General features: G+C 33.7%; 11 protein-coding genes. 4 read left to right on the forward strand and 7 right to left on the reverse strand.

Going from position 1 to position 15071, the window contains the following annotated elements; all coding sequences use genetic code 11:
* Nucleotides 1-86: 86 nt before the first annotated feature.
* Complete coding sequence (gene gdhA, locus NO995_RS05200; protein WP_258226558.1) at nucleotides 87-1430, reverse strand: NADP-specific glutamate dehydrogenase; 1344 nt, start codon at nucleotides 1428-1430, stop codon at nucleotides 87-89.
* Nucleotides 1431-1774: 344 nt separating this feature from the next.
* Between gdhA and NO995_RS05205 the strand changes: the two genes are divergently transcribed.
* Both NO995_RS05205 and NO995_RS05210 read left to right on the forward strand, forming a co-directional pair.
* Complete coding sequence (locus NO995_RS05205; protein WP_258226559.1) at nucleotides 1775-2548, forward strand: glutamate dehydrogenase; 774 nt, start codon at nucleotides 1775-1777, stop codon at nucleotides 2546-2548.
* A 94-nt stretch (nucleotides 2549-2642) separates the two neighbouring features.
* The gene (locus tag NO995_RS05210) at nucleotides 2643-3365 is read left to right on the forward strand and encodes a DUF3298 and DUF4163 domain-containing protein (RefSeq protein WP_258226560.1); all 723 of its coding nucleotides are present in this window, start codon (nucleotides 2643-2645) and stop codon (nucleotides 3363-3365) included.
* Here NO995_RS05210 and NO995_RS05215 read toward each other — a convergent pair.
* Entirely contained in the window at nucleotides 3342-3806 is a 465-nt protein-coding gene (locus NO995_RS05215) for a DinB family protein (RefSeq protein ID WP_258226561.1), read from the reverse strand. The genes NO995_RS05210 and NO995_RS05215 overlap by 24 nt on opposite strands.
* A 78-nt stretch (nucleotides 3807-3884) precedes the next feature.
* Here NO995_RS05215 and NO995_RS05220 point away from each other — a divergent pair, with 78 nt between their 5' ends.
* Nucleotides 3885-4232: an arsenate reductase family protein gene (locus tag NO995_RS05220; RefSeq protein WP_258226562.1), complete on the forward strand. Its 348-nt coding sequence runs from the start codon at nucleotides 3885-3887 to the stop codon at nucleotides 4230-4232.
* Nucleotides 4233-4368: 136 nt separating this feature from the next.
* Nucleotides 4369-5778, forward strand: a complete 1410-nt coding sequence (locus tag NO995_RS05225) for an SPFH domain-containing protein (RefSeq protein WP_258226563.1) — start codon at nucleotides 4369-4371, stop codon at nucleotides 5776-5778.
* Between the two features lie 257 nt (nucleotides 5779-6035).
* Here the strand turns inward: NO995_RS05225 and NO995_RS05230 are convergent, their stop codons facing one another.
* The 5 genes from NO995_RS05230 to NO995_RS05250 all read right to left on the reverse strand — a co-directional run bounded on the left by NO995_RS05230 (nucleotide 6036) and on the right by NO995_RS05250 (nucleotide 14971).
* Entirely contained in the window at nucleotides 6036-9392 is a 3357-nt protein-coding gene (locus tag NO995_RS05230) for a T9SS type B sorting domain-containing protein (protein ID WP_258226564.1), read from the reverse strand.
* 213 nt (nucleotides 9393-9605) lie between these two features.
* Nucleotides 9606-10700 (reverse strand): hypothetical protein, encoded by a 1095-nt coding sequence (locus NO995_RS05235; RefSeq protein ID WP_258226565.1) that lies wholly within the window; start codon nucleotides 10698-10700, stop codon nucleotides 9606-9608.
* Nucleotides 10701-10797: 97 nt separating this feature from the next.
* Complete coding sequence (gene hsdR, locus NO995_RS05240) at nucleotides 10798-13260, reverse strand: EcoAI/FtnUII family type I restriction enzme subunit R (protein ID WP_258226566.1); 2463 nt, start codon at nucleotides 13258-13260, stop codon at nucleotides 10798-10800.
* 2 nt (nucleotides 13261-13262) lie between these two features.
* Complete coding sequence (locus tag NO995_RS05245) at nucleotides 13263-14075, reverse strand: hypothetical protein (RefSeq protein WP_258226567.1); 813 nt, start codon at nucleotides 14073-14075, stop codon at nucleotides 13263-13265.
* Nucleotides 14075-14971, reverse strand: a complete 897-nt coding sequence (locus tag NO995_RS05250) for a DUF488 family protein (protein ID WP_258226568.1) — start codon at nucleotides 14969-14971, stop codon at nucleotides 14075-14077. Before NO995_RS05250 ends, NO995_RS05245 begins: the two co-directional genes overlap by 1 nt.
* Nucleotides 14972-15071 lie beyond the last annotated feature (100 nt).

The raw sequence follows: 15071 nt of genomic DNA on the forward strand, positions 1-15071 counted from the left end.
AGTTTTACCTGAAAATCATATAAATTCAAATAAAAAAGCTTCCTGAAATTCAGAAAGCTTTTAAACTATTTAATTAGGTTAATCTATTAAACAACACCTTGTGCTAACATAGCATCGGCAACTTTAACAAATCCTGCAATATTTGCACCTTTTACATAATCGATGTAACCATCTTCACCTTTTCCGTAAGTAATACAAGCATCGTGAATATTAGCCATAATCTCTTTTAATTTCTTATCAACTTCTTCTCTTGTCCAGTTGAATCGTAACGAGTTCTGAGTCATCTCCAATCCTGAAGTTGCAACACCACCTGCATTTGATGCCTTACCTGGAGCAAATAAGATTCTTGCTTCATGGAATGCTACAATTGCTTCTTTAGTAGATGGCATATTTGCTCCCTCACTAACGCAGATACAACCATTTGCTAAAAGCATTTTTGCATCCTCTTCATGAAGTTCGTTTTGTGTAGCACATGGTAATGCAATATCACATTTTACACCCCAAGGTGTTTTACCTTCAACAAATTGAGCAGAAGGATAAACCTTAACATACTCGCTAATTCTTTCTCTTTTTACGTTTTTAAGATTCATAACATATGCCAACTTCTCAGCATCAATACCATCAGCATCATAAATGTATCCTGAAGAATCTGATAGGGTTAACACTTTACCTCCTAGTTGTAAAATTTTCTCGGCAGCATATTGCGCAACGTTTCCTGAACCTGAAATCACAACATTTTTACCTTCAATCGTGTCATTTTTAGTTTTAAGCATATTTTCTGCAAAATATACCGCACCGTAACCCGTTGCTTCAGGTCTGATTAACGAACCTCCCCAAGACAATCCTTTACCAGTTAAAACCCCAGTAAACTCATTTCTTAGTTTTTTATACATTCCGAAAAGGTATCCAATTTCACGAGCTCCAACACCAATATCTCCAGCAGGAACATCGGTATTTGGTCCAATATGTCTGAATAATTCACTCATAAAGGCGTGGCAGAAACGCATGATTTCATTATCGCTCTTTCCTTTAGGATCGAAATCACTTCCTCCTTTACCACCACCCATTGGTAATGTGGTTAAACTATTTTTAAATACCTGCTCGAAAGCCAAGAATTTCAAAATACTTAAATTAACCGTTGGATGAAAACGTAATCCTCCCTTATACGGTCCAATAGCGGAGTTCATTTGAATACGGTAACCTCTGTTAACCTGTATTTCTCCTGCATCATCTACCCAACAAACTCTAAACGTGATAACACGCTCTGGCTCAACCATTCTTAAAAGAATGTTTTTACCATAATAAATATCATGCTCTACAATGTAAGGAATAACTGTTTCTGCTACTTCCTCTACAGCCTGTAAAAACTCTGGTTCATGACCATTACGCTCTTTAACTTGATCTAAAAAAGCTTCAATGTTACTTTTCATCAATTACTTTAATGTTTTAGTTTAACAAAAAACTGTATAAAAAGCTCAATTTTGGTTTAAGACGAAATTTTATTTACGAGTTTCAATCCCTTCAAAAAAGCCGTCAAATTATTGAATATACAATTTATCGCCACAAATATACGTTATCTTTAAAAATAATGCATTTATTTTTTGAATTTGATAACATATATTTTTCATTTAATCTTGTACCAAGTTATAATATTTGTTTCTAAGGGCAGTTTTTTTATATTTGTTTTAACAATGGCTCCATTAAACAAACTACTATCATGCTTAACTTTAAGTGTTTAGCCCTGCTTTTTTTTATGTTTGTTACAACTCAAACTATGTTTTCTCAGCTTGGGTTTTCTCACGAAATTGGTGCTATTATTGGTCCCGTGGAGTTTCGATCAGATTTTGGAAGCCGTAATGAAGAAGCTACCAACCTTGGCAATTCAGGTATCGGCATTGGACTCATTCATTACATCAGTTTTGCTTATACTGCAGATTGTAACTGCTACTCTACCGACACTTATTTTAATGACCATTTTAAACTACGAAGTGAAATCTCATATAACTACACACGCTTGGACCATCATGGTTTTTGGGTCGCTCCAGATAAAACAAGTGTTGAAGCTGACAAACTAAGAGCACATAGTGGCGCAGCAGAGAATTTCGATATTGGTATGCAATTGGAATATTTTCCTTTGAGTATTCGTTCATTTCAAGCCTTTGCTTACAGAGTCGCTCCTTTTGTTAGTTTAGGAGTTCATTATACCTCTTACCATCCAAAAGCAAGTACCAGATATAATAATCCGAATCCTGATGCTTATGGTGATATTTATGACCAATCTAACCTTTACCCCTATTGGTTCAATGCCTATAATGCAGGAGAAGCACCTTACCCAATTAACATTGACGGTGGCAGTACTTGGTCTGTTGTAAGTAGTATTGGAGCTCGTTACAAACTTGGCATTTTATCTGATCTTATGATAGATTTAAGATGGCAATATTACTTTAGTGATTGGATTGACGGATTTGACCACAACTGGAGAAACTACGACCGTAAAAACGACTGGTTGGTTTGGTTAAACTTTGGCTATGTATATTATCTGGACTAGTTCCCTTTTATTTACTGTCAAGTTTACTAAGATTTATTGCCGAAGTTCTCAACAATAGTTACCTTTATCATATATCTTAATTAAGCCTCTTGACATGTCTTTTAAACCATTACTCACAGCCTTTTGTATTGTCTTATTATTGTTTTCATGTAATGAAGATAGTAATACAACATTTTCAATTATTACGGTTACTACAGACAATAACAAATTAGTTGAAATAAACATTCCCAAAGCCGAGGGCTCCAACGAGATTTCAAAAAACATAAATAATGAAATAAACAAAGTTGTTTCGGCATCATTACACATTGGAGAAGAAACGCCTAATGCTGAAGCTTCAATTGAAGAAAACATTGAAAAGTTTAATACCGAATACAATGATTTTGCAAAAGATTTTCCTGAAAGCACTTTCCCTTGGGAAGCTCAAATTGATGGCGAAGTTATATTTCAATCACCTGAACTAATCAGTATATCAATTACCTCTTATACAAATACAGGCGGTGCTCACGGCAATGTTCTTATTTCGTTTTTAAATTTGGACGCTCGAACAGGCAACCGAATTGCAAATGAAGAACTGTTTAATAATGAAAAGGATTTTGAAACTATAGCCAAAACCTATTTCGATAAATCGATTGAAGATAAAAATACGCTTTTTGAACCTGAAAACTTTCAACTTGCTCAAAATATAGGATTCAGTGAAGAAGGACTTATTATGCTTTACAACACCTACGAAATAGCACCATATTCAGCAGGAATTATAGAATATACAATTCCCGCCGAAGAGGTCAATTCCTTATTAGCTATTAATAGCCCTTACTAAAGCCATTACATAACCGAGATGCATACCTTCGTGAAATAAAATAAAATCGAAAGCATCTTCAATTGTGTTTAATGTATTTCCAGTTGTAGAAACCGTATAACTGTTAAACGTTTTAAACACCCCATTTTCAACATCCTCTTTTGTTTTTTCTAAAGTTGAAAGCAACAAAGCTTTAATGTTGTTAACTTCCTCTTGAGAAACAACTCCTTCAGGCTTTGTTCCTTTCATATATTTTGAAATCATAACCTCATCAACCATCATTGGCAAACCCGATAACTTATATGCTAATAATTGCTGAGTAACCACAATATGGCCAATATTCCAAATAATGTTATTATTGAATCCTTCAGGAACTTTATTTAAATCCTCAAGTGAAGTATTTTCTAAAAACTGTCCAAAAAATTGTCTTGTTTTAGCTAAAATGTCTAATGTAAACTGCATACCTTATTTTTTTGATAAATATACTTTAAATGACAAAATTACTTTTATTTTGGTATAAATTTTTACAAAAATAGGATTATGAAAAAAGTATATTACCTAAAAACATGTAGTACCTGTATACGAATTTTAAAAGAGTTAAATCTTCCTTCCGACTTTATTTTACAGGATATAAAAACCGAAGAAATAACCGTTAAACAATTAGAAGAGATGCATGCACTTTCAGGTAGCTACGAAGCCCTTTTTAGTAAACGTTCAAAACTTTACAAAGAAATGGATTTAAAGAACCAAGATCTTACTGAACGTGATTATAAAAACTACATTTTGGAGCATTACACCTTTTTAAGTCGTCCGGTAATTATAATAGATAATAACATTTTTATAGGGAATAGTAAAAAAACCGTTGAAGCCATAAAAGCAGCTTTGTAAAATATATTTCATTACCCCAAAAACAGGAATTTTCGAAAACATTTGTAACAAAATTCTTAAAACCACAACTAATCAATAAAACCTTACTTTTTAGGGTTTTGAAACAAACTATCATCTTAACTTAATTTTATTAACCATGACTATCACTGGTATTACTTTAATTGTACTAGCTATTCTGTTGGCTGTTACAATCAACATTTTTTCATCTAATGCTTCAACAGAATCGGAATCCAAAGTTCCAAATCTTGTTCAAAAGTTAATTAATTTATGGACTCTAAAGAAGTCTATCTACTTAGGTTTACTAGGTATATTTTTTGTTAGTCTAAGCGGAATGTTTTTCTACAATCCTGCCGGAACAGCAACTGCCATTCAATATTTGTGGGGAGGAGATGCAGCAGTTACCACTCAAGGTGTAAAACTAAAACTGTGGGGAAAAACTATTCCTATTTCTTTTGAAATCGCTTTACAGGATAAAATCATAGAATTCGACAAACAAGGCAACCGAATTATCGATAAAAACGGAGCTGAGGAAGGTATCTACCACCGAAATGCACAAACCAGAGAATTCGCCGATGCTATTAAAGCAGATATTGCAGCTGCATTAATTGTATCTATTGATTACAATAACGAAGATTTATTTTTAGAAATGGCCGACAAAAACCGATCGGAAAGCAAACTTGTTTACGCAAGAATTTACCCTGTATACGATCAAGCCTTAAAAAACACCTGTAAACTAATGGATGCGCAAGATTATATTTCAGGAGCTTCATCACAATTTGATTATTATTTAAAAGATCAAATGGAAAACGGAATGTATTTAACCGAAGAAGTTTATGAAGATATTGACATCAGCCCAATTACCTCTTTAGACTCTACCAGAACCGTTGCGAAAGGAAAAATAAACAACGAAAAACGTGAGAAGAAATACAGAATTCGTAAAGACAAAAACGGAGATCCAATTCGAGATGCTTCGAACTCTTTAAAACGATACGGACTAACAGTACAACAAGTTGCAGTTACGAGTATTGACTGGGAAGCAAGTTTTGACAACCGACTTAAAGATCAAAAAGAACAGGTTGCCCAAACACAACTGGAAAAACAAGAAGCCGAAAAAGAATATTATGCCACACAAAAAGCCATTGCAAAAGGTGAACGTGAAAAAGCCGAAACTCGCGTAAAACTTGAAAAAATACAATTAGAAAAAACTATTACGGCAGAAACTGCAGCAAAAACCGCTTCTTACAAAGAACAGGAAGAATCTAACCTTTTAGCCGCAGCAAAAAAATCGGCTGAAAAAATTAGAATTATTGCCGATGCTGAGGCTTACGAAATTTCTAAAAAAGTAAATGCCGGAATTACCCCTGAAAAACAATTACAAATGGAATTAGATGCCAGTGTACAACGTACAAAAGCTTTAGCCGGCCCTAATGGCCTTCAACTACCTAACACCGTATTTAGCGGCAGCACAGATAATAAACAAGCAAGTATGCTTGAATCTATTTTAGGCGCTAAAATTTTAAGTGGTGAAATAGGAGGTGTAAAATAAATATTGAATTACTATTCAAAAAAAGGGAGCTATAAGCTCCCTTTTATGTTTTTCGAGAGTTCTAATAAAGTCATAAAATTTACTTCACAAAAAAAGCCTCACATTTCTGTAAGGCTTAAATTTTGCTCCCCCTCTTGGGTTTTTCTATATAACACAAAATATTAATAATCAGATACTTAACAAGACTGCATCTTTACATTTCACCTTTAAACACACCCTTAAATAAATAAAATTAGGTACGTTTAATAATTCCTTTTTTAACGTTTTAGAGCAAAATGCCCTTTGAAAACTCTACCGTCTTCTAAAATAACACTGAACCAATAATCATCTGTAGGAAGCATTTCACCTTTAAAGGTACCATCCCATCCATTAGAGCTTGGATTTAACTGCTTTAACAATTTACCATAACGGTTATAAATAAAAATATCACTTTGAATTTGAAACTGATCATTAACACCAGGAATATACCAAGTATCATTAATACCATCTCCATTAGGCGTAAAGTATCTTAGAAAACCTATTACCGAAACTTCTATTGAAGCTGTTCCACAGCCTTTTTTATCTCTTACATAAACCGTATGAATACCTGAACTAACATTTTCAAATATAGGGCTATCCTGAAAAGTTGAAAATTCATCATCTAAAGCATATTCATATTCTCCCTGTCCTAAGTTATTAGTATTAATTATAACTTTATTATTATTTGAAACATCTTCTATAACTATGTCCTCTGGAATAATATTAGCTAATTCAGAAGCATTTACAAAAACATCTCTAGTTCTAGAACACCCAGTTCCATCAGTCTTGGTTAAAGTTATAAAATAGGTTCCAGGCGTTGACACCGTTAAAGTAGGCGCATTAGAGAGTACTGTACCATCTTCATACACCCACTCATAATTAAAAATTTCATTTGCATTTGACTCTAAAGGATCTAGAACAATTGTAAACGTAGGGTCTGATGAACAAACTATTTGATAATTTTCAATTGTAAAATCAGGCAAAGGATTAACTATAAACTGAATATCTGTAGATGCAATACAATTAGAATTTAAGGGATTTACTACTTTAACTGTTACAGTTTGAGTATTCGACCTAAATGGATTTGGTAAGGGACTTGGTAATTCTATACCTAGACTATTATAATAATGAACCTCCATGCCTGTTTGTCCATTTAAAACAGAACTTTCTATTAATGATGTATCAAAATCATGCAGCCCATCCGAATCATTTATACCATCGTCACATGATATTAGATCTGATACCATATTAGCTACAGGCTTCTTATCTACAATAAATTCTAAAGTCGTCTCATCAAAACAACTTCCATCAGCTATATTATTATTTTCTACAACAACTTTTATAATTTGACTAGAGGTTAAAAACGGATTAGGCAAAGGGCTAGGTAAAGGATTATCATTTTCGTCATAATAGAAAATGGAAACATCACTTAAAGACTGACTTCCTAAAACGGTTAACTCTACTTCAGATACATCAAAAGGATATTTACCATCAAAATCATCATCACATTCTCTTGTTATTGTAACTGGATTAGCAACAGGATTAGCTTCAACATGCAATGTTATATGTGCTCCTAAACCTAAACAATCGTTATTTAGCTTACTATCTACCCTAACATAAATATCTTGTGTATAAGGATATCCAATATTACTATAATCTGTTATATTCTCTATTTTATTAACTTCAGCCAATGCATCAGGTTCATTTCGGTAATAAGTAATTATTAATTCCTGTCCTGCAGGAAATAGACTGGCAATTTCATCATGAACAGTTTCAAAACTAAAATTTGAAATCCCATCAAAATCATCATCACAAGTATAAAACTCCCTTTTAAAATCCAATGGAATCTTTGTTGTAGTTACTATTAAATTAACTTTTGAGACCCTAAAACATCCATTTTTATTTTCAACTCTAGCCCAAACCACATCTAGACTAGGTGTATTATTAGAATATGTTGTTAAATTAGTTATTGGATCTTGATCATTTTCAGCTTTTAACTCCGATTCGTAAAATGAAACTTTCTCTTCGTCTGCATTAGTAGTTATTTCATTTATAACTTCATTTAAATTAAATGCACTGTAAAGACCATCTAAATCATCATCACATTGTTTTAGTTCAACAATTGGAGTCACCGACGGTAATTTTAAAACTTCAACTATAAAGGACGTTATTGCTTTACATTCACTATTTAAATTACTAACACATTCCACATAAATGGTTTGCGAGCTTTGACTATTAACAAAGGTATTTGGCGAAGCTATTGGCTGTTTGAGGTCTTCATCTGTATAATAATTATAGTGCACTTCTGAATCTATTCCGTTAAGCAATAGATATTGTTCCTTTTCTGTTAGATCAAAAACAACAATTCCATCTGTATCAGACCCTGAGTCTGAATTATCGCATTGTGTTAAATTTGAAATATTATTAGGCAATTCCAATTGTGGAGTTTTATAAACACCTATGTTAAACTTCGTAATATCATTACATTCCGGGTTCTGTTTGTTATAAACTTCAGCAATAATTTCTTGTGTAAAAAACCCTAAGGCATTTGTATAAGCTTCAGGTGCATTAATTTTTATCCCATTATTATAATTTTCTATTCCTTCATAATAATGCACTCCAAAAACATTAGAATCTAGACCATTTAAAACATATTTATTATGACCATACAAATCAAAAGAATTATCATCATACAACGTGCATAACCCTATATCATTAGGTTTACTTGCTATTGGCTGCTCATATATTGTAATCGTAGTTACTTCTGTTACTGTATTACCTCCTAAGGACGCAATAACACTAACCTCATAGGTTCCAGCTTCAGAAAACACATGTGTAGGCTCTAAATCTGTTGAAGTATTATTAGCTCCTGAAATTGGATCTCCAAAATCCCAATGGATTGAATATACTGTTTCTTCAAGAATAAATTTAGCTGTATCTCCAAAACATAAATTCTCAACACTGAAAGGAATTTCTTTTGTTTTCCTAGGTACTCCAGTAACATTTATAAACAAATTAGAAGGAGGTCTACCACTACCAAAATCTGTTGATTTTATATAAGACCGAGTACCTAAACACCCTTTATACCATGAAAAATCATTCCCTTCTTCTGTTCCTGCCAATTGAACTGCTGAAACTCCAATTCCTCCAGGAGAAGCCTCCTTTTTTACTTCTACCAATATCCTTTCTACTCCCGCCGGAACAATAACTGGTGTTTCAAAATTAATCGTAAATATCACCTTATTACCAGACCATGCAGGCGGAGCTAATTCTACCTGACTACTTCCTATTAATTTAGATTCGTCAAAGCTATTGGGAAAATCAAAATCTATCTCATAAATATTAAAACTTAAATTGGAGTTATCAGCAACCGACATGTAAAGACCAATTTCTCCTTGATCTATAATAAATTCTTCGTCTGGATTAACACCAAAATCTAAAAGCGTAAATGTCCTAGCTAAATGCTCTGTTTCTTCACAAGATCCAACATAGGACCTTACAAGATTATCACCTACATTATGGGTTAGTTTTATTTGACTAAATAAACTTAAATTAACTCCTAACAGTAGGATGATAAAACTTAAAAAAAATCTCATGTAGGTAAAACTCAGAAAACAATAATAACGGGCAAGATAAAAATTATATACGACGTATTTTATTACAAATACACATTTTAGATAAACTGCTTACAGACTAGAATATTACTCCCTCTGTAGGGGAGAAACACACTCCTACAATACATTGATTTTTAACCACATAAAACACACAAAGTAAAAAGAGCACCTAAAAGATGCCCTTTTCAACTGATTTTAAAAGCCGTAGGTTAATCTTTCTACAGTGTGACTGCCATCCACAGGATTAAAATTTATTATGTTCTTATACGCTGAATCAGTACAAATAAATAATTCAGGTAAGGTTATATCTACTACTTTTTCATTAGTTCCTAAATTCGTAATTACAACCTTCATATTATTTAATGCTCCACCTCCAATATATCCAGTCGGATTCTCTGGATTAAATTTAGCAAGATGTATTATAATCTCTAAGTTATCATTAATTACATCTTCTTTTACATAACTTAAGTTTCGCTGGTCACCCCCTTCTGCTGCATCAAATATTACATCATTACTATCAAACTTATGAGTTAATTCAAAGTAAAAATAACTTGCAGGCTCACCACAAGCTACTGGAGTCCCGCCTATACTTACTTCAACCTTGTATAACAACTTTGGAGTGGTAAACGTTTTTTCTTCACCATAAGTCGTACCTTCTTCATTTGTTACATATGCCCTAACATAGTAGGTTGTATCTTCTAATAAGTCTGATAACTGTAAAGTAAAATCTGTATTTCCTGATGTGTTTTCTAATTTAGAATCATTAACGGTTGGATTTGACGAAGTACTCCAGCATACTCCACTACTGATAACTGGCGCCCCACCATTATCTTCTATAACACCTCCTGTTACCGCGCTATTATTTGTAATATCCGTAGCTTCTTTTGTAAATAATACTATCTCTCCAATTGCTGTTTTGAATTCTACTTGTTCTCCATAGTATTCACCTGTAGGATTAACGAAAAATGTACGCATATAATACAATGTATTTCTCTCTAAACCTGTAATTTCAGATGAAATATTCTCTCCATTTACCTCTATTACAATATCATCTGTTTTAGGAAGTGTTGTTTTAGCATAGACAAACCCTTGTGACGTTACTGTACTCTCACATGTAGGGGCAACTATTTTACCTGAGAACGTAGCCGTAACATCTGTTAACTCAGTTACATCATTAGTCGTTAAGGTCGGTGTAGGTGTGCATTCAGGCTCGTTACTCTCACTTGAACACGAATAAAAAGCTAAGGTTAATACTAATGTTGCTTTTAAAAATAAATTAAGTTTTTTCATGTAGATTAAAGTTTTAGGTATTAAACTACTGCATCAGTTGCTGTAATTTTCTACAAAAATAAAATCTCTGATGAATAAATGCTTAATAAAATAGATTCTATCCGTACAAATGTCCTTGAAATCCAATAAACGTATTTCTAATAGATGGTATATCTCCAAGTGATGCTTTAGCATCTGCTAGAGCATTATACTTAAGTACTAGTAAGTTACTTAGTTTTTCTTCATCTAGTTCCTGTACGCCTGATTTAACATACTGGTCTAGCACGAAATTTAAAAATTCTTGCTGTGCCGGATTATAGTTTTTAAAATGCACTTTAGCCCTACTTGCACGTTCCAATCTAGGTACTAAGTCTCTATGATAGGCTACATAACTTAGCACATCGTACAAGTCGCTGTCTTTACCATGAATTAATTCTCTTAAATCTTCAAGCTGAGCATCGGTGTAACCTTTACTTCCCAGTTCTTCTAATAGACGTCTTCTGGTACTTGGTAAGCTCCATATTTCACGTAATTCTTCTTCACTTTTAAATAAAGACGGTAAATCACCATACAATTGGTTCATGAACTCTTCCTGACCAATAGGCTTACCCTCTGGACTCCAAAATGTTGTTTTTACGGTAGCATCGATTTCTCTAACTTTACCATCAGAAAGCCTAATTTTTATTAATTGGCTAGGTGGTGTTTCACAAATACAAGGGGTCGCATCACATTCCTCACAGTGTTCAGGTTCTAGCTTTTCACACACACATGGTCTTTGTTCACATACATTACAAACTCTTTGACTTCCTGTTCCTGTTGGTGGTTCTACTGGTTCTGGCTCACCATCCCAAGCTGGATCTTTAAAGTGGTTATGCGCTCTAACAAAATCGTAAACTGTAAAATAGTCCTTACCATCTGATAAGCGTGTACCTCGACCTACAATTTGTTTAAATTCCACCATAGAATTCACAGGTCGTAATAGGACTATATTTCTAATTTCTGGAGCATCAACCCCCGTGCTCAGCTTTTGTGAAGTCGTTAGAATAGTAGGGATGATGCGTTCGTTATCTTGAAAGTATTTTAAGGACTGCTCCCCTAAATTGCCATCTTCTGCTGTTACACGTTGACAGTAGTCTGGATTTTTACTATCACATTCCTGATTAATTAAATCTCTAATCGCTGCTGCATGTACCTGAGTTGCACAGAACACAAGCGTTTTATGGTTTTGATTTATCTGAGATAAAAACTTCTTAACCCTAAAGCGTTCTATTTGTTCTATAATGATTTTTCTACCATAATCTTTATACGTAAATGTATCACCTACCTCAGCTTCTCCACTAATAATCGTGTCGTCTTTGGTAACTGTGTATTCATCGTAATTGGTCTCTATTTGTTTCACCCTAAATGGCGTTAAGAAACCATCATTAATACCATCTTTTAACGCATAGGTATAGACAGGTTCTCCAAAATAATCATAGGTATCGCCATTTACGTCACGTTTAGGCGTCGCTGTTAATCCTAACTGTACCGCAGGTGAGAAATACTCTAAAATATCTCTCCAACTGCTTTCATCGTTAGCACCACCTCTATGACATTCGTCTATGATGATAAAATCAAAGAAATCTGAAGGATACTGTCCGAAATTAAAAGACTTAGTTGCGTATTTTACCATTGGCTCAGCTGCCATTTCTTGCATTTCTTCTTCCTGCTCAAAGTTTGTATTTCCTTGTGCTGAAGTCATGAAGGTTTGAAAAATAGTAAAAAAGATACTGCCATTTTTAGGCACTTTACCTGTCTTACGAATTTCATCAGGACTGATACGTTTTTTTATATTTTCATCAATCGTATCAAAATCGTTGAAAGCATTAAAAGCCTGATTTGCTAAAATGTTTCTATCTGCTAAAAAAAGGATTCTTGGAGCACGACTGGCATCACGTTTTAAATTCCATTTGGCATGAAATAACTTCCAGCAGAGATGGAATGCTGTAGCTGTTTTACCTGTACCCGTAGCCATTGTAATTAGAATTCTATCTTTCTTCTCCGCAATAGCATCTAAACACCTTTCTACGGCATTTTGCTGATAATATCTGGGTTTGTATTGCCCTTTAAACAAGGCGTAAGGCACTTTTGTAAAGCGTTCCTTCCATTGATTTATTTCTACCTTATAATCTTCTTTAGGGGCTGGATAGCACATCTCCCAAAGCTCATCTGGTGTTGGGTATTTAGATACATCGCCTTCTGTACCCTCGTGCATATCAACGCCATAAATCTCTAAGCCATTTGTACAATAGGCATAACGTGTATTTAACCTATTTGCGTAGTCTTTAGCTTGTCCTAATCCTGTTGTATAGTATTTATCTCTTGCCTTGGCTTCTATTACCGCTAACCTACGCCCTTTATATTCCAAAACATAATCGCATGATAATGGTTTCTCCCTACGATTATCCCCTTTTGGTGTTTTACCCACGATTCTACCCAACGTTATAACCTCAACCCTAATACGGCTTTCTGGAACTACATTCCACCCTGCTTCGCGTAAGGCAGGATCAATAAGATCTAGTCTGGTTTGGGCTTCATTCATAGTTAAAATAAACGCTGTTGCAACTCTATGGGTGGATAAAATGTCCCTATTATCACAAATGGATTTGGTGCTCTTAATTGGTTAAGCTTAGTAGTACCTAAGAATAAATAAAGATCTTTTGTTTTAGCAAAATCATCCCAATATTTTTTCTTTACATCAGCACAAGCAGCTTCCTCATCTCCATTATTTCTTTTTAAACAATTCCAGTACAGTGCTCCAACCTCCCAATCTTCATTCATTAGTGTACTTTCACGTCCATTGCAATCCTCAAATGTATAACTGAACTTATATGGTAATTTTTTCACTACTTCAAAGTCACTTTTATCTTCGAATAAATTTCCCTGCTGTAAAGTTGCTTTTTGTTTTTCACTCCAATCTCTAGCAGATTTTTCTACAATAAAATTTTTAATTCGAGTTGGTTTAAACACTGCTAACGAAGTATACTTCCCTTCAGTTTTAGCTTCATCTATAAGCTTTGTTAAATCTGTGTAAATATTTTGTAGTACTATTTCTTTTCGTTTAGCCCATTTATTTTTGGTATCAAGCTTATTCCCAAAACAAATCAAATCATTTACATCTACATTTGATGGGCGATGACTTTCTGGTCTAAAATCACTTTTATTTTTAACCAAGTCCATTTCAATCCATTGATATTTTGGATACTGTTGCGCATAGGGCAACTTACGAAACGGCATTGGGTAAATTCTAATCCAAGTTCCATCTTCCCTCATCCCCGCCGTACATACGGTCTCCTCGTATTTTGTAGAAATAGACGGATAGGTTTTTACTGTGATTAGAACTTTAGTTTTTGCCATTAAATGTGTTTTACAATATAATTAAACCCTTCTAAATGTTTTATGGAATTTGCTAAGTGCTTTCTATGGCATTGATGTATATTTTTCTCAAAACAAGTAAGTGCGATACGACCTTTATTTTTTAATAATTTTAAAATCTCATATTGCTTTTCTGTTTCGTTATGCAATACTGTTTTTTTGTAATCTACAAAAAGTGCATCATAATCTGCTTGACAATTTAAGACTTGCCTTTTCTCAGATTTTATACCCACCTCAGGCATGTGTAAAAACTCAATTCCTACTCCCTCGCAAGCTGTTTTGAGTTGTGATTTACTAAAACCATACTTCATACTAAACGAGTTTTTGCGAACATCACATAAAACTTTCACATCATTTAATATGAGCTTATTAATGTAAGTTTCCAGACTTGTACCCTCATAGCCAATAGTAAACAATACAGTATCGGTTCCAATTCTTTTTTGAGCTGCTACTTTTTCCAATTCCTCGTCATTTAATACCTCTTTAACTATAGTACTTTTGGTAGCATAGAAAGGATAATTCTGATAGGTGTATTGTATTAATTCTTTGGAATTTAAATTGCTAAATTTCTCTTTTACACAAAGTATCGCCGCCTTATCTTCTTGTTTTAAAGCATTAAAATAATCCAAATCATCTATACATTCCCAATTATTGTCTGAATCTTTTACGAGGTTGTATTTGGTAAGCGTACGTAAATCGGCATTAGCTTGAAATGAAAAACAACCAAACTTATAAGGCACAAAATCGTAGCTCTTGTTTGCCTGCTCCCTAGTCAGTAAGAATAATAGCTTTTGTAAGCTTAACTTCTCAAGCTTACCATTATTAAACGCCTGCAATAACGCTAAAACTACTTTCCGTCTATAATACATTCCTTTCATTTACTACTATTTGTTTCAACCTGCAAAGTTACATATTTGTTTTGTCACTTGCTTTTTCCACTTTCATCAAATACCCATCAAATAAAAAACTCTTATTTTA

The organism is Aestuariibaculum sp. M13, assembly GCF_024723255.1.
Classification (GTDB): domain Bacteria; phylum Bacteroidota; class Bacteroidia; order Flavobacteriales; family Flavobacteriaceae; genus Aestuariibaculum; species Aestuariibaculum lutulentum.